Below are 15,233 nucleotides of genomic sequence, written 5' to 3'. Positions count from 1 at the left end.
AGATAGCCGTAGATGTAGATCTTGAGCAGGGTGGCGGGATGATACGCTGGGCGGCCCGTCACCTCCGGCACGATGCCGGCAAAGCCCAGGGCCGCGAGGTCCAACTCGTCGATGAATGCCTCAACAAACCGAACGGGATTGTCTTCGGTCACATCGTCATCCAGGCAGTCAGGAAGCAGGGTTGCCTGCCGACGGTCCTCACCCTCAACGAAACGCTTCATCGCGACCTCCGCCGATCACGATCAGCTTAGCAGATCAATGCGTTTCCACACAGGCTGGACCCGTTCTGGATCTTTATAGCCTGTGCTCTCCCAAGGCCGTTCGCGCAGGTTTCCGGAAACAGGGACGTGCGATCAGAACCGAGCGCTGACGCCGAGCACCGGCCCGTGCTGGAGCATGTCGAACCCATAGCGCTGCCGGCCTTCGACCTGCTCGTAGTCGACGGAGAGCGCGCGGTAGCCAGTCCCCCGAGGTGATGCCGTTGTAGCTGTCGAAATCGAAGCCGTAGGCGCCGATGACCTGCCAGGAGAAGTCGCTCCTGAGCCCGAAGCCGCCGAGGTCGCCGCACAGGAATAGCTCGTGCCCAGGCGCAACCGCTCGCGTCCGGATATCGCCCCGCTCCAGGCCGATCTTCGACCAGACGAGATCGCCGTAGAACGAGAACGGGCCGGTGCGGGCCTCGAACTCGCCCATCCGCGCCATGAGGGTATCGCTCTCCCGCACGATGTCGGCGAAGCTCGCGTCGACCTTTGCTAAGCGCCCACGCACGGTCTGGGTGCCGTTCAACGCCATGAGCCAGCCATACGGGGTGACGCGGAAGCTCCAGCTCGGCAGCACGGGCGCCTCGACGGCAGGAGCAGGCACGGTGAGGTCGGCGGCTGTTGACGGGCGGACAGGTCGCCGATTGCGAAGCGGACTAAGAGCCTTCTCGCGCATCTGCCGCTGACCGCTCGGATCCTGCACGGCGACAAGGGCTACGCCACCAACCCTGTCCGGCACCGAGCCGAAGCCAACGGGAGCTTGCCGAACATCCCGCCGAACGCCAGTCGGATCTGGAAGAGCTGCTTCTCACCCGTGCTCTATCGGGCCCGCAACGCTATTGAGCGCATGTTCTGCCGCCTCAAGGACTTTCGCTGGATCGCGACCCGCTATCATCGGCTCGCTACTAACTTCCACGCCGCCGTCCTCCTCGCTGCAATCGTCAGTTGATGCCTATGAGCCCGCAGCCGGCTGCGCGCCCTGTGCTACATTCGTGCTGAGGTTGATCCACCGGAACGGGCGACCTTGGATCAGAGTAAGGGGGACTGCCGATCGGTTCGGCGAGCCTCCCGCAAATTTGAGGTTCGGCTGGCGTTAGATCAGCCCACGAGGAGGAAGAATTCAGGCGTCCCACCGCGAGGTGCGGTGTTTCAGTTGAGCTGTTACAGTGGTTGGATATTAGCGATAGGATTTTCGATGCACTCGTGGCGAACAGTCCTGCCCCTGCGATCCCTCGTGTCGCTAGCTGTCGTTGCTTTGCTCGCCACGGCAATCTTCCTGTCGACGGTGACGAGCAGCCGGGCGGATGCCGAGCCGAAACGGATCATGATGCTGCATTCGTTCGGCCTTCGCTTCAAGCCATGGACTGATTACGCCCAGTTCATTCGCTCCGAGATAAGCCGGAGAGCGCAAAGACCGATCGAATTCGATGACCAGTCGCTTCTCAATGCTCGACTGACCAACGACAAGACGGATGGTCCTTTCGTCGATTATCTTCACGCTTTGTATGCGCAGAAGCCACCCGATCTCATTATCGCCATCGGCGCCCCAGCCGCCAACTTCGTTCAGCAATATCGTGAGCGAATATTTCCAGGAACGCCGATGCTCTTTACAGCCGTGGAGGCGCGCCGGGTCCAATACGATCAGTTGACTGAGGACGACACGGTCGTGGCGGCAGCACACGACTTTCCTGCCTCATTCGAGACCATCCTGCGCGTCCTGCCCCAGACAAAGACGATCGCAGTCGTGAACGGGGTTTCGCCCAATGAAACATTCTGGCTGGGGGAGCTGAAGCGGGAAACCGCACCACTGGCCGGGCGGGTCGAACTTAAATTCTATAACGATTTATCATTCGAAGACATTCTGAGAGACGCAGCCAATCTTCCACCTCACAGCGCCATCTTCTGGCATTTGATGAACGTCGATGCGGCAGGCGTTGCCCACGAAGCCAATGCCGCGCTGGGCAGGCTTTCTGCCACCGCCAGCGCTCCGGTTTTCTCGTACATTGATAATTTCTTCGGGGACGCCACCACCGTCGGCGGCCCGATGCATTCCATAGAGGAATTAAGTACGGTGGCAGCAACTGTTGCGGTTCGTATCCTCAACGGCGAAAAGGCCGGCGACATCAAAACGTCTCCTACCAGATACGAAGCACCGCGATTCGATTGGCGGCAGATGCAGCGATGGGGAATCAGCGAGAGTGACCTTCCGCGGGGAAGTACGGTTCTCTTCAAACCGCCCACGATGTGGGCAATCTATCGCTCACAGATCCTGACTGTCTCCGCCGTTATTGTGCTTCAAGCCGCTTTCATTGCGCTGCTTCTCCAAGAGCGTCGTCGTCGTCATTCGGCGGAAATGGACTCACGACAAAGAATGGTGGAGCTGGCGCACGTCAACCGCTTTTCCACTGCGGGCGAAATGGCTGCATCGCTCGCCCACGAGATCAATCAGCCGCTTGGAGCAATTCTCAACAACGTCGAGACTGCTAAGATCATCCTCGAAACGGAACCTCCGGACCTCAATGAGCTAAAGGAAATCGTCGGCGACATAGACCGCGATAATCGCAGAGCCGGCGAAATCATTCGCCACCTGCGCAGCTACGTGATGAAGGCTCCTTTTGAGAAGAAAGACTTTGACCTGAACGATCTCGTCTCTGAAACCGTCAATTTCCTGTCGCCGCAGGCGAGAGCGCGTCAAGTCGCTCTGCGAAGCAAGCTGACGTTCAGTCCCCTGCGGATCAATGCAGATCGGATTCAGTTGCAGCAGGTGTTGTCGAATTTGATCCTGAATGCGATCGATGCTGCATCAGACCCGACACTGGCCGAACGAGCCGTGATGGTGGCGACGCAAGATGGAGAGTTCGCCGAGGTCTCGGTTTCAGACACAGGGCGCGGTGTACCGGAGGAGGTCGCAAAGAGTATATTTGACCCATTCTTTTCGACGAAGAAGCATGGCATGGGCATGGGTCTTTCAATCGTGCGTACGATTGTGACCACACACGGCGGTCAAATCGATTTCGAGAACCGGAACGGCGCGACCGGCACAATTTTTCGACTCAAATTACCACTGGCCTAAGCACCAACGCGTGGGGTACCCGCTGGCACGATGACCAAGGCGACGGCACACGCCGCAATTGAAAGTCATAGGTCATGTCGCGTCTCGATCGCCTCATCGGGTCTGGCCGCGACCCTACGACGGCGTTCTCATGGGCCGCCCTCGGCTTTGCGAGCCCATCGCGCTGCGACCGTCTGCACTTGGCAGACGAGGTCGCGGGGGCTGAAGGCGAGCGCCAGCTTCTCCCGGCCCACTCTTCCGGGACGGGCCGCCCGTAGCCGCGAGCCCCCTGTCTGAGTCATAGGAGTGCTGGAACTATCTCCAAGCTACTGGAGATGGGTCTGCGTAGTCGTCCGATGCATTAACGGAGTACGTATCCGGAACACGCACGGCGACGCAGGCGTGTTGAGTACCCTGGTGACCTAATACGACTTGGTTCAGGTGTCTGTGGAGCCGGACAGTGCCGCTTGCTAAGACCACACGGTTGAACATGTGGTAGCCGGCGCTCACACACCCTCTCGCCCGGGGCTCAGCGCTCGCTGCCTAAGTCGATGACCGATTCGACCGCTTCAATCAGGCGGTCGGACGGGAACGGCTTGTGCAGATACGCGACACAACCCGCTTCCAAAGCCGCCTTGTGCGTGGTCTCGCTCTCCACCGCCGTGATGAAGATGACAGGAACCGAATGGCCTGAACGCGTCAACTGACGCCGCAGCTCAATGCCAGACATGTGCTGCAAATGAATATCCAGCACGAGGCAGGTGGCATCACCCAAGTGCGCTCCTTCAAGAAAGCCTTCAACACTGCTGAAGGTCTCAGTCTCGAATCCATGCACTTGCAGCACCCGCTGCATCGCCCGGAGCATACTCGGGTCATCATCAAGAACGATGACCAGATGGCGTTTGCCCATGGTTGACGATCGCATGGCCGGGCCAGTCAAAGCGCTGGTGACCCCAGAGGAGAGCAAGTTCAAGATTTTCAACCGCTGTTGTTTGTCGCTCCCATTGTGCAGGATACGGTGCCTATTGCTATTGTCCCTGAGGACAGGATCGGCTGGCCAGGGCCGAGGTGGCCTTAGGTCTTGGTGTCAGCGTCTGATCTCGGCTGGTTGCTCGACCAGAACCCCGAGGCGTTCCGCAATCAGCACGAGCTCGGCGGCAGACGTAATTTGCAACTTGTCCATGATGTTGCTGCGATGGGCTTTGATCGTCCGCTCTGTCGCCCCAAGCTCTCGCCCAATTTCCTTGTTCATCTTTCCCCGAGCGACACGTTCGAACACCTGCCGTTCGCGAGGCGTCAGGCTGTCCACTAGGCTCCGCAGCGAATGGAGTTGTTCATTCTTCTCCCGCCATGCGCGGCTGCGGGCAATCGCCCGCTCAAGGGCAGCAATCAACTCGTCTTTCGTGACTGGCTTGGTCAGCAGATCGTCTGCGCCCGCTTTCATGACCTTGACGGTGGTGGGGACGTCCGCATGTCCAGTCAGGAAGATGATGGGCAGGTGCGAGCCTAAGGCGGACAGCCGGTCCTGCAAGTCCGGCCCGCTCAGGCCAGGTATCCTGATGTCGAGAAGGATGCAGCTCGGACCGGCATCATCGGGCAATCGCTGCAACAACCGTTCCGCCGAGTCATAGGTCTCGACAGCATAGCCAGAGGCGCGCAGAAGACGCTGGGTTGCGGTGCGGAACGACTCATCGTCATCAACGATGTGCACGACGGCTGACATGGGCGTCACTCCCATTCCGACCCGCTACGCGGAAGGAAACTCATTGTCCCTGAGGACACTGTCCTCGAGGTCAATGTGCCTCAGGACAATAGCGCAATCAATCCCGAGCATTGTAGCGTGGCACCATAAAGCATCCCTCCTGGTTTTGCGTAACCCGCTATCGACGATGCCATTGTGACAGTCGCCGCCCTTGTTGAGATCAGGCATCGCCAGGCAGACGCTACTCGGTAAGCCCTCAGGGACGAACAGTGGACAAAGGCAACCAATGCCCATCTTCGACCATTCCGCATCGCGACCCGGCTACGCCGAGGCCGCCCTCCTGCGAAGCGTTCTTGGCTCGGCGAAACCGAGCGTCTCGTCCTTCCAACGCCTATCGGGAGATTTTCGCGGGCGGCAACGGCGCGCGAGCGTCAAGCGCGCCCTGGTCGTCCTCGCTTTGCTCGGACTGTTCTGCGGCTCGGCAGCCGTGATGAGCGAGAAGCCCCCGCCTCCATCGGGTCCTGCGCCGGTCCGGCCTCCTGCCGCGGCCCAAGGTCCCGTTCGAGCACACGTAAAGGCCAGGCCAGGTCTGCTGGTCCCAGGACCTCTCACCGAAATGACCTATTGCCTGTGGTCGGAGGATCCCGGCGAGCCCCCCGCCGCCCGCCGTCTGGTTGCCGAAGTCGATACCGATGCAGGAGCATTCCATGCCAGAAGTTGCTGACATTCCATTGGGCCTGAGCAGCGGCCGACTGCCTTCTCGAGCGACACAGTCCCTGACCACGGCAGCACCAGCGCGTCCGCTGCCGGCTGGGTACGTCCAACTCGGCGTGGCCAAGGAGATCGCCCCGACCCTGCGCGAGTTCGGCCTCGATCCCGAACCGATCATCAGGGCGGCGGGGCTCGACCCGAGCCTGTTCGAGGATGGCACCAACCTGATCCCGCATCGGGCTCTCGGCCGGCTGCTCGCGTTGAGCGTGGCGCGAACCCTGTGCCGGCATTTCGGTCTCCTGGTCGGCTGTCGGGCGACGATCCTGTCTCTGGGGCTGGTGGGCCGCCTGATGCTGCACTCGGAGACCTTCGGGGATGCGTTGCGCGGTCTGGTGGCCCATCTCGGTGTGCAGGACCGGGTCGTCGTCCCGTCACTCGACGTGGCCGGCGACACGGCCGTTTTCAGCCACGCCGTCTATCAGCCCGGGATGGAAAGCGGGGATCAGATCACCGACGGCTCCATCGCCTGTGCGGTCAATGCCATTCGGGCCCTGCTCGGGGCGGACTGGGCGCCATCGGAGGTGCTGCTGCCCCGCGGCAGGCCGGTGGATATGGAGCCCTATCGACGCCATTTCCGGGCGCCGGTCAGGTTCGATCAGGAGATGGCCGCGCTGGTGTTCCCGAGCCACTGCCTGGAGCATCGCATCGCCGGCGCCGATCCCCTGCTACGGACCATGCTGGAGGAGCGGATCAGCCAGCTCAAGGGCGCTCAGGGCTGCGAATTCTCGGACGACATCCGCCGGTTGCTGCGCGTGCGGCTGACGGGCGACCGTTGTTCGGCAGATGACATCGCTGAACTGCTGACAATCCACCGCCGCACTCTGAGCCGCCGCCTGAAAGACGGTGGCGCAGGGTACAGGGGCATCACGAACGAGATCCGGTTCGAAATCGCGCGTCAACTGCTGAGGGACACCGAGGTGCCCCTCGGCCAGATTGCGGCGGCCCTCGACTATTCGGAGGCGAGCGCCTTCACACGGGCGTTCCGGCGCTGGTCCGGCGAGACCCCGACGGCTTGGCGTGCGAGGCACCGCCGCGACGGGCAGCGGAGCTCACCCGAGCCGCGAGGCGGCTCATCCCAACAACTCAGCGGCCTTGGGAGAACAGTCGATGAAGAGGCGTCCGATCGCGGCCATCGCATTACGTTGCAACCTATTCCGGCACAAGTGGCACCCAGATCTGTGTTGTGCGGTACCTGAGCATCATCCGGTCCCGAACTTTGTCACTGGCGAGCAGTGGGACTTCGAGGGCACCTGGGAAGGCCCGATCTCTCCGCCCGCGTTGAAGCCGACGGCAGCTGAGCCAGGTTTGTGCGTCGACGGCTTTCATCTGTTCCAAGGACCTGGCCCTCGCGAGAGACTGACGATGTCCGAACATCCAGCGGCAGGCGGACTGTGACGCGTCATTGCGAGGCGAGGGCTTCGAATTGCGACCCGATGATCGATACAGCGGACGCCTGCTATTCTGACTCATTTCCGCGGGAACGCAGTCTGAACAGCCTTCCGCAAAAGTTCTCCTCTACGGGAGCGGCACAAGGATAAGTGGAGTGTGTGTCGACGGCCGCATCGCCGCACTGGTAATATCTGAACGCCAAAAGGAGACCGTGCCATGAACCGCCTGCTGGTCAGCCTTTTCCTTGCAGCGCCATTGATCCCGGTCAGCACCACGGGCATGGCGCAGTCGCAGTTCGATGGGCGCTGGACTGTGACGACCATCCCCGAGAAGGGCGGCTGTCGGAGGAAGCATCATTACGCGGTTGTGGTTGAGAATGGCGTGGCCCGCAATGCCTCCGGGCGGACGAGGGCCAATGTTACTGGCGGGCTGGAGCCCAGCGGGCGCGTGCGGGTCAGCCTCCAACGCCGCGGGGCCCAGGTTGACGTGACAGGCAACCTCGCGGGGCAATCGGGTTCCGGCCACTGGACTATCGCTGGGAGGATCGACTGTTCGGGACGGTGGACCGCCGCCAAATGGCGCTGATGCCGGATGGTGGCGTCGCCCGCGAACCAGTGCTGTCTTTAGGGAATGCGAAGATCTATCCTGTTCCTATCGCTGGCAGGACTGATCCGGGCACAAGCGGCTGAGAGTGGCGTGCGCTCCCGCCCCAACACGGAGGACGGCTTGGCCGGCGACAAGGAGGGTGACGAGCTTGAGGACCCAAGTATGCTCGGGAAGCGTATCTTGGACACGACCTGCGACCTGATGAGGGGCACTCGCCTGCATACAATTCCCGACTGGCGGTTTATTGAACCGACCTGTCCATACGGCGCCGCTCACTGCCCGCAAAAGGGACCGAGGAAAGACCTCCACGTCGGACACCAAGCCTGTCGCACGGTGCGACGGCGCATATCCGGTGTTTCGTGTCGGGGTCATCCTGAACCAAGGCTGCCTCGCCGAACCAATGCGAGGATTTGGGGTCCCTCAATCTACGGTGACGGCGCCTAGTGCGAAGCCTGTCTTACCGGGGATGATCCAGACCGCCCCATCACCCAGCATCATCCCCCTGTCCCGGACGAAAACTGCCTCAAAACTGGATTCCGCGACCACCTCCCGAAGGCGCGGGCTCATGACCGTATCCTTTGCCGCTACAAGCTGTTCTCGGGTGCGGATCATCCGCTTGGCCTTGCGTGTGATCGACAAAGGATACTGGGTGACCCGGGCAAGAAGTTGGATATCGCCCGACCGGAACGCGGCCTTGACACGCCTGAAGCCGTAATAGGCGGCCAGGGGATCGAATTTCAGGTCGCGATAGCTGGCCTCAATCTCGGGCGACAGCTTCGGCCGGGAGAACCCTGCCTCTGGGGTCTTCACCGGCAGGTCCATCGAGCGCCGCAGTTCCCGCACGAGGAGGTCCAAGGCCGTGTAACGATCATAGAGCGTCTGCAACTTGGGCTCGCGGGCCTGGGCCGCTCCGTTCGCGAGGGATCCCGTGATCTCCGGCTCGCCGGCCGCCACGTCAACTCCGGCATATTGCCCGGCGCGGGAGAAAGAACTCGCCGCCAGTTCGTCGGCAAGCTGGTTGCGGGCAATCCAGGTCCGTTCCTCAACTTCGCCCAGAACCTGCTCGTGCGATGGCTTGAAGCCGGGACCCGTGGCGATGTCGGCGGGCAGGGCCTGCATGGCTTCCTGTGGCTTCGGGCCCTCCAGCGTACCAGATGGACTTCGCGGATCGACCTTGTAGGTCCGGCCATAGATCGTGACGAAGAAAGGGGTCGCCTGAACCGGAACCGCGCCAAGGATCACCAGCAGACACCCGCAAAGCCCGACACCCTTTGCGGTGAAGCGGGTCATCGCCGCCTCCCTTCCTTAGGTTCAGTAGTGTCGCCGAACTGCGCGGCGCGACGACCGCCGAGCCACGCCCGCCACGCTGCCTGGCGTCCCCGGCCGGCCGACAACGGCCTGAGCGGTGTCGCATTTGAGTCCGACACTGATGGCGCCCGCGTGACCGGAAGCCGTTGCATTCGAGCGGCTCACGTCGATCGATACTGGAAGGGAGACGAGAAAGGCGGCAATGCCGCCGGTCACGGCCAGTTTCAGTGGTAGATTGCGCATCGTGCCCTCTCCCTGTGCTGATGGTGTCCGAGTTGCGCTGCTTCTCACCATAAACCTGCTGACCGGGGTTGCTTGACCGGCTGAGCCACCGGCTTTTCCTTTTGAGACAACCGCCTTCGAATTCGTTTCACCCTGGACAGGCTTCTGCCCGGTGGGATCGCATCGCCTGTCTCTTTCCAGGCATGCTTGCCCACGTCGCGCGGGAAGGGGCGCGTGCGTGGCCTTTATGTCAAAAATGGCAAGTCCCTGGCCCAACCGATCAAGCATGTTTGGCCAACGGGATCACAATGGCCCTCTCATGACAGCCCGCCTCGCGCCGCGCTGTCCAACTGTCGGCGGAAAAGGAGAACGGCAATGAACAGGCTTCTCTTGGTTCTGGGTGTTCTTGCGACGAGCGCTCTTCTGATCCCGGGCGATGCCGAGGCCCAGCGCAGCGGCCGGGGTGGCGGCGCCCGCATCGGCGGCGGATACGGCGGCAACGTCGGAGGCGCGCGGATGGTCCGTCCGCCGGTCCGCGGGGTCTCAGCAGGACGCGTCGCGGGCGTGCGGCCCGGCAATGGCCGATACGACGTCGGCAGGGCCGGCTACTATGGTGGGCGCTATGGCGCGCGGCCTGGCTACGGCAGGTATGGCGTCGGCGCGGCTGGCTATTATGGCGGCCGCTATCCGTATTCCGGCGGCTACTACGGTGCTCCGGGCTGGGGAGCCGCCGGTCTGGTGACCGGAAGCGTCATCGGTGCGGCGGCCGCGTCCACCTATCCGGCGTACCAGACGCCGGTATCGTCATCGGTCGGCGGCTACTGTGCGACTACTGTCCGGACCTGCGCCCTGACCAACGCGGCACCGGTGGGAACCGGATGCTCCTGCCGCACGCAGGGCGGACGGGCCCGCGGCACCGTAGTGGGGGACTGACCTCTCTCGCGGAGGTGTTTCCGTTGGGCTGGGTTCCCTCCGCGTCACCGACTCGCACGGCCTGCTGATCGGCCGAGATGTCCAGGTCCGTGACGGTCGACCTGTTCCGGATCCGGGCTCCCCGTTGCGATCGGGCAATGGGAACTGTCCGCCGTCGAGTGCCACCTGATCTCCGGCGGCGGCCCTTTTGCAGGCCCTCCACTTTTGAGCCGTGCCGTGGAAGGCAACAAACGTTATCATGCCATCGACATGCACAGGATTGTGGGTCGCATCAGGGAGCTTCGCCGACTGCGGCGGGTGTATACGGACCGGCTGCTCACGCTGCTGACCGTGGTGCTCATGCTCGCGATGTTCGTCTTCGCTCCGCTTCAAGCCACGGGGATTTTCGTGTTTCAGGGCTTCGCGATTGCCGCCCTGTTGGCCATCATCGGCAGCATGTTCGTCATCTCTGACCATCCCGCAGCACTGGCCGTGATGTTTGTCTGCCTCACGGCCAACATCGTGGTCTTCGTGCTGCGTCTCTACTATCCGCCATGGCCGTACAACCTTTATGTCTTGGCTTCCGCCTGGCTTGCCATCGCAGTCACCCTTGGAGCGGTCGTCGCCCAGGCGGTCTTCCGGCGTGGCCGCGTCACCTACCACCGCATCGTCGGCGCCATCCTGCTGTACCTGCTCATCGCCGTCCTGTTCGGGACGCTGTACATCTTTGTCGGCCTGTCGATCCCGGATGCCATCAAGGGCATCACGTTCGAGGACAACGCGGCCCTTGCCAACTCGGTGTTCTATCTGAGTTTCGTGACCCTGACCTCGACGGGCTACGGCGACATCGTTCCGGTGCATCCGATCGCCCGCACGCTCTGCATCCTCGAAACCGTCATCGGCCAATTGTATCCGGCAACGTTGCTGGCGAGGATCGTGACCCTCGAAATGCGTCAGGGCAGCGACTGAGAATCCAACTCGCGTGGGTGCTGCCGTCCACACATGCTGCCGCCAGTTCGACGCCGTTGTTGATGGCCAGATTGTCGAGATGGCGACATTCGGTCGTGAGGGAATGGTTGGACTGGCATTTGGTGGGATCCCACCTGCCTCCTTTGGCTGCTATTTGATACGGGTTCTTGGCGCAGCCTTGCGCATCGAGGCTGGGAGAATGCATGAGGTAGTGTCTGCTCGGCCCGGCATTCAACACATGACCCTGACGTACACGGAGGTGTTGATGGCGCTTAACCTCCAGTCCATGGCCTGCAATGCCTTTCATAGTGTTGAAGCTCGCTGTTGCCGCTGGATTATCGCCTCAGGCGATAGGACTGGTCGCGAGGATGTCCCGCTCACGCACGAGTATCTAGCTGAAATGCTCGGCGTTCAGCGGTCGACGGTGAGCGCAGTGACCATGCCTCTCCAGGACACCGGCTTGATCCACCAACGCCGGGGAAAAATCACGATCCTCGACCGCACTCGCCTCGAAAATGCGGCGTGTGAGTGTTACGGCATTCTTCGCGCGCAGTGCCTACAACTCCTGCCGCTCGCACAAGTTGAGCCAGAGAAGTAAGAGCTTTGTATTCTCTCCGGTCTTAACGCAGTGAAAGGCCATCGTCTTGCCTGCCCTCTTAGGTGGTGTTGTTCTGGGCATTACCCCACATGATCCATATTGGCCTCCTCCTTCTCGTTGACCGATGCCTTACCGTCGGACTGATGACCTTTGTGAACCTCCCAAGCATCGCTGAAGCTCTCGACGGTCGCCTGAACGAGGTGGTGATCCGCTATCTGCACCTGAACCGCTTGCGCTTTGCTCTGCGGCTGTCCCGCCATGGACGGGATGTGTCGCTCAACGTGCTGGAGCGCAAAGGCGCCGCCCGCGTCGTCCTGGAAAAATAACGCAGGCGTTTATCGTCACGGCTTCTGCGGTTCTCGATGTGGTTTGCCGATCCACTACTAGACGGCGAACCGCATGTCGGCTGTTGGTCAGACGGCACATCATCGGCCTGACGCCTCTTGACTGATCTAAAGGCCCGGCTGAAGTGATGGTTTGATCTGCTTTCGTCACAAATTGCCAAGCACTTGGCCCAAATGATCAAGCGCATTCGCCAAACGTGAACACAATGTGTTCTGCTGATTCGGAGCTTGCCTCGGATTGGGCTGTGCACCTCTCGGCGAAAGGCAGGATGGCGATGGATAGGCTCCTCTTGTCTCTAAGTGTTCTTTGCCGAGTGCTCTTCTCGTCCCAGGTGATGCCGCGGCCCAGCGGTTCGGCGGCAGAGGCTTCGGAGGCGGAGGTGGTGGTGCCCGCATCGGTGGCTTTGGCAGCCCGCAAATCGGGACCGGTGGCGCTGGCTTCCCCCGAGGAGCGATTGCCGCCCGGCCTGGCGGTTCTGTCGAGGCGGTCTGGGAGGCTATCGGACGGTGGCGATTGCTCGCCCAGGCATGGGTGGGGTGTATCGTCCGGGAATGATTTACCGTCCCGGACTTCGTGGATATGGCTGGCGGGCGCCATATTACGGCCGCGGCTGGCGCTATCCGTACAATGGCGGCTACTACCCGCGCTACCCGTACTATGGGTGGGGCGCTCGTCGCGGGACTGACACTCGGGGCCCTGAGCTATCTGTACTACGGCTATGGCGCCTGAGCGATGCTTGAGAGAAGTAGGCGCAACTGACGATGACCGAGGCTGCACCTATGAACCTCTTGCTTAAAGAAATTCGTCACAATCCCCTGCTCTGGCTGCTGGCCTTCGTGCCCGTGGTGTTCGCCGCTCACAAGCTCACGCCCGAAGCGCATACGCTGCTTTTTGTGCTGTCCGTCCTGGCGATCGTGCCGCTGGCCGTGCTGCTGAGCCACGCCACCGAATCCGTTGCGGTCAAGACGGGCGATGCGGTCGGCGGCCTGCTCAACGCCACGCTCGGGAACTTGACCGAACTGATCATCGCGCTGGCCGCGTTGCGCGCCGGACAATATGCGCTCGTGAAGGCATCCATCGCCGGGGCGATCGTCACCAACTCGTTGTTCATGTTGGGCGCCGCGTTCCTGCTCGGCGGACTCAAGCACCACGTACAGGAATACAATCGGGGCAACGCCCGTCTTCAAGCGGGCCTGCTCTTTCTGGCCACGATCGCGTTGTTAATGCCGTCGGCGGTCTCCGGAGCCGATTCCACCGCGGGATCAGCAGTTACTGACAAGTTGAGCGTAGGTCTGTCCGTGCTGCTCATCGCCGCCTACGGATTGGGCCTGCTGTTCACGCTCAAGACACATCGCGAATTCTTCGGTGGCGCGGATCATGCCGACCCGGGTGAGGTGCCGTGGCCAATGGGCTTGGCCCTGACTACGCTGGCTGGCGTCACGATCCTGGTCGCGCTGGTGAGCGAGGTGTTCATCGAATCAGTGCAGCAAGCAGCTGTGGCATTCGGGATGACCCCTGCATTCGTGGGTTTTGTCGTTGTGGCGCTGGTGGGCGCTGCAGCGGAGATGGCCTCGGCCTTTGCTGGCGCGCGCAAGAACCGGCTCGACCTGAGCGTGGGCATTGCGCTGGGGAGCTCGGCCCAGATCGCGCTCTTCGTCGCCCCCGTGTTGGTGTTGCTCAGTTATGTCATCGGCCCGGCACCGATGAACCTGCAATTCTGGCCGGGTGCTGTGATCATGATGCTCATCGCCACCATGACCGTGTCCCTGGTGACTAACAGCGGGCGCTCGGCGTGGTTTGTCGGAGTGCTCGTCCTGTTGGTGTACCTGATCTTCGCGATGACGCTTTATCTGTTGCCACCCCGGGTTCTGTGATTGGCCTCACCGGAGCGGTCTGCATGTTGCGCCAAGTTCTCGTAGGAGCCGCCGTCAGTCTTTGCAACATTGCCATCCACGCGTTTTTGATGGCGGCTGTCATGTGGGCGGCGCGCACCGCGGTTGCGATGACAACGTCACGTAAATCGCTTCAATTGATTGCCGTCATGATTGCAACCGTGTCTTTCCTGATGGCCGCACATCTTGCCGAGGTATTCGTTTGGGCATTGGCTTACGCAGTCGTCGACGTTGCCCCTGAGGGGACTGATCTCATTTACTTCTCCTTTGTAAACTACACGACGCTCGGCTACGGCGACGTGACGCCGGGGGAGCGGTGGAACTTGCTCGGGCCCATGACGGCGATGAACGGGGTCCTGTTGTTTGGTTGGTCAACCGCAGTGATTTTTGAGGTCCTGCGGAGGGTCATGACGACCGTCCGCAGCGATGACAGATAGGGAGAGGAACGTGGGTAGCCAGGGTAATGCGGTGCGCTCATAGTGAGCATGCCATCCAATCGAATGCGGCAGACGCATCCAAAGGCATTCGAATAACGGATCTTAGCACGGAGCCGAAGTAGACCGAGAGTCCGCAGTCGTGGGGAGCCTGTGTAAAAACACAAAGCAAGCTCATCGCAGCGAACTATTTGGTTTCGCTGTACCGAGGAATTCTCGGTCAAATGAGTGTTGAGAGACATGAAATTGCGCCAGCGAGTGGCCCGTTAGCGTTTTCACACACCCTCGTGGGGTAAGCGGACCATTACACGGCCATGCACACGACCATACTTAACGGAATAGTTTGTCTCGGAGCGCTCATTTCGGGGAACGATCGCTTTCTCCCGGGCTGATCCGATCGAACTGCCGCGCCAGACCAACCTCAGACCGGCTCAAGACTCGGGAACGAGCGATTTTGGCACGCAGCCCCGCAATCACGAGCTGGCGCGGTCGATCGTTTCGGCGAGCGAACCTTGGCCCTGCTTTGGCGTGCCGTCCTGGGGATCAGACCGATCGGGGCTGCTCATGGTCGGATAGAATTACGACAGATGGCGTAGCCATGCCTTAACCCACGTCGCGGCGAGGCAGTGACCCATGATAATGCTTGTAATAGGGGCAAAACCGTTGGCGATCACGCTAAGGAGCAGCGGTCGCTGACCAGATCTGCCAGGCGCGGGACGGCTGGCGCATCAGCAATTCCCAGTCTATCGCCAAGATAGCTCCAGAATGACACT

The 15,233-nt window shown here is 61.4% G+C and carries 16 protein-coding genes and 2 pseudogenes; 12 read left to right on the top strand and 6 right to left on the bottom strand.

Annotation, left to right across the window (positions count from 1 at the left end; all coding sequences use genetic code 11):
* Together FS320_RS26530 and FS320_RS26525 are read right to left on the bottom strand one after the other, a co-directional pair.
* A partial coding sequence (locus FS320_RS26530; RefSeq protein WP_162003248.1) for a transposase occupies positions 1–221 on the bottom strand: 221 nt, incomplete at its 3' end.
* A gap of 73 nt (positions 222–294) precedes the next feature.
* Complete coding sequence (locus FS320_RS26525; RefSeq protein ID WP_244627398.1) at positions 295–864, bottom strand: hypothetical protein; 570 nt, start codon at positions 862–864, stop codon at positions 295–297.
* Between the two features lie 14 nt (positions 865–878).
* Between FS320_RS26525 and FS320_RS26520 the strand changes: the two are divergent.
* The 3 genes and pseudogenes from FS320_RS26520 to FS320_RS26510 all read left to right on the top strand — a co-directional run.
* Positions 879–1,209, top strand: a pseudogene (locus FS320_RS26520) (transposase); the annotation flags it as partial.
* Positions 1,210–1,494: 285 nt separating this feature from the next.
* Positions 1,495–3,333: a sensor histidine kinase gene (locus FS320_RS26515; RefSeq protein ID WP_338105499.1), complete on the top strand. Its 1,839-nt coding sequence runs from the start codon at positions 1,495–1,497 to the stop codon at positions 3,331–3,333.
* A 74-nt stretch (positions 3,334–3,407) separates the two neighbouring features.
* On the top strand, positions 3,408–3,590 hold the full coding sequence (locus FS320_RS26510) for a hypothetical protein (protein ID WP_152714998.1): 183 nt from the start codon (positions 3,408–3,410) through the stop codon (positions 3,588–3,590).
* Between the two features lie 251 nt (positions 3,591–3,841).
* Here the strand turns inward: FS320_RS26510 and FS320_RS26505 are convergent, their stop codons facing one another.
* Positions 3,842–4,222 carry a response regulator transcription factor gene (locus tag FS320_RS26505; protein ID WP_244627397.1) on the bottom strand — a complete coding sequence of 127 codons (381 nt, stop codon included), beginning with the start codon at positions 4,220–4,222 and terminating at the stop codon, positions 3,842–3,844.
* Between the two features lie 177 nt (positions 4,223–4,399).
* Entirely contained in the window at positions 4,400–5,035 is a 636-nt protein-coding gene (locus FS320_RS26500; protein ID WP_152714996.1) for a response regulator transcription factor, read from the bottom strand.
* Between the two features lie 265 nt (positions 5,036–5,300).
* Between FS320_RS26500 and FS320_RS26495 the strand changes: the two genes are divergently transcribed.
* The 3 genes from FS320_RS26495 (at position 5,301) to FS320_RS26485 (ending at position 7,759) form a co-directional block, all read left to right on the top strand.
* Complete coding sequence (locus FS320_RS26495) at positions 5,301–5,738, top strand: hypothetical protein (RefSeq protein ID WP_152714994.1); 438 nt, start codon at positions 5,301–5,303, stop codon at positions 5,736–5,738.
* A complete protein-coding gene (locus FS320_RS26490) occupies positions 5,722–6,981 on the top strand; it encodes an AraC family transcriptional regulator (protein WP_152714992.1) in 1,260 nt (419 codons plus the stop codon). The genes FS320_RS26495 and FS320_RS26490 overlap by 17 nt, the downstream gene beginning before the upstream one ends.
* A 409-nt stretch (positions 6,982–7,390) precedes the next feature.
* Positions 7,391–7,759, top strand: coding sequence for a hypothetical protein (locus tag FS320_RS26485; protein WP_152714990.1), 369 nt, complete (start codon positions 7,391–7,393; stop codon positions 7,757–7,759).
* A 441-nt stretch (positions 7,760–8,200) separates the two neighbouring features.
* Here the strand turns inward: FS320_RS26485 and FS320_RS26480 are convergent, their stop codons facing one another.
* Together FS320_RS26480 and FS320_RS26475 are read right to left on the bottom strand one after the other, a co-directional pair.
* Entirely contained in the window at positions 8,201–9,070 is an 870-nt protein-coding gene (locus FS320_RS26480; RefSeq protein ID WP_152714988.1) for a hypothetical protein, read from the bottom strand.
* Positions 9,071–9,100: 30 nt separating this feature from the next.
* Positions 9,101–9,292: pseudogene (locus tag FS320_RS26475) on the bottom strand (hypothetical protein); the annotation flags it as partial.
* A 393-nt stretch (positions 9,293–9,685) separates the two neighbouring features.
* Here FS320_RS26475 and FS320_RS26470 point away from each other — a divergent pair.
* From FS320_RS26470 to FS320_RS26445, 6 genes are all read left to right on the top strand, one after another.
* A complete protein-coding gene (locus FS320_RS26470) occupies positions 9,686–10,243 on the top strand; it encodes a hypothetical protein (protein WP_152714984.1) in 558 nt (185 codons plus the stop codon).
* 216 nt (positions 10,244–10,459) lie between these two features.
* Positions 10,460–11,191 (top strand): ion channel, encoded by a 732-nt coding sequence (locus FS320_RS26465; RefSeq protein ID WP_338105500.1) that lies wholly within the window; start codon positions 10,460–10,462, stop codon positions 11,189–11,191.
* 13 nt (positions 11,192–11,204) lie between these two features.
* On the top strand, positions 11,205–11,789 hold the full coding sequence (locus FS320_RS50295) for a helix-turn-helix domain-containing protein (RefSeq protein ID WP_152714982.1): 585 nt from the start codon (positions 11,205–11,207) through the stop codon (positions 11,787–11,789).
* A 152-nt stretch (positions 11,790–11,941) separates the two neighbouring features.
* Entirely contained in the window at positions 11,942–12,115 is a 174-nt protein-coding gene (locus tag FS320_RS45290; RefSeq protein WP_153885331.1) for a hypothetical protein, read from the top strand.
* Between the two features lie 798 nt (positions 12,116–12,913).
* The gene (cax, locus tag FS320_RS26450) at positions 12,914–14,008 is read left to right on the top strand and encodes a calcium/proton exchanger (protein ID WP_152715006.1); all 1,095 of its coding nucleotides are present in this window, start codon (positions 12,914–12,916) and stop codon (positions 14,006–14,008) included.
* 23 nt (positions 14,009–14,031) lie between these two features.
* Positions 14,032–14,463 (top strand): potassium channel family protein, encoded by a 432-nt coding sequence (locus FS320_RS26445; protein WP_152714980.1) that lies wholly within the window; start codon positions 14,032–14,034, stop codon positions 14,461–14,463.
* Positions 14,464–15,233: the final 770 nt, after the last annotated feature.

Origin of the sequence: Microvirga tunisiensis, from assembly GCF_009296175.1 — a bacterium.
GTDB lineage: Bacteria > Pseudomonadota > Alphaproteobacteria > Rhizobiales > Beijerinckiaceae > Microvirga > Microvirga tunisiensis.
The sequence above is the reverse complement of the archived record's forward strand: the minus strand, read 5'-3'. Positions and strand labels throughout refer to the sequence as shown.

Excerpts from the sequence above, each read along its gene's own strand:
- FS320_RS26510 (WP_152714998.1), top strand. The coding sequence starts at position 3,408 with ATGTCGCGTCTCGATCGCCTCATCGGGTCTGGCCGCGACCCTACGACG.
- FS320_RS26480 (WP_152714988.1), bottom strand. The coding sequence starts at position 9,070 with ATGACCCGCTTCACCGCAAAGGGTGTCGGGCTTTGCGGGTGTCTGCTG.
- FS320_RS26470 (WP_152714984.1), top strand. The coding sequence starts at position 9,686 with ATGAACAGGCTTCTCTTGGTTCTGGGTGTTCTTGCGACGAGCGCTCTT.
- FS320_RS26500 (WP_152714996.1), bottom strand. The coding sequence starts at position 5,035 with ATGTCAGCCGTCGTGCACATCGTTGATGACGATGAGTCGTTCCGCACC.
- FS320_RS26495 (WP_152714994.1), top strand. The coding sequence starts at position 5,301 with ATGCCCATCTTCGACCATTCCGCATCGCGACCCGGCTACGCCGAGGCC.
- cax (WP_152715006.1), top strand. The coding sequence starts at position 12,914 with ATGAACCTCTTGCTTAAAGAAATTCGTCACAATCCCCTGCTCTGGCTG.
- FS320_RS26485 (WP_152714990.1), top strand. The coding sequence starts at position 7,391 with ATGAACCGCCTGCTGGTCAGCCTTTTCCTTGCAGCGCCATTGATCCCG.
- FS320_RS26505 (WP_244627397.1), bottom strand. The coding sequence starts at position 4,222 with ATGGGCAAACGCCATCTGGTCATCGTTCTTGATGATGACCCGAGTATG.
- FS320_RS26445 (WP_152714980.1), top strand. The coding sequence starts at position 14,032 with ATGTTGCGCCAAGTTCTCGTAGGAGCCGCCGTCAGTCTTTGCAACATT.
- FS320_RS26490 (WP_152714992.1), top strand. The coding sequence starts at position 5,722 with ATGCCAGAAGTTGCTGACATTCCATTGGGCCTGAGCAGCGGCCGACTG.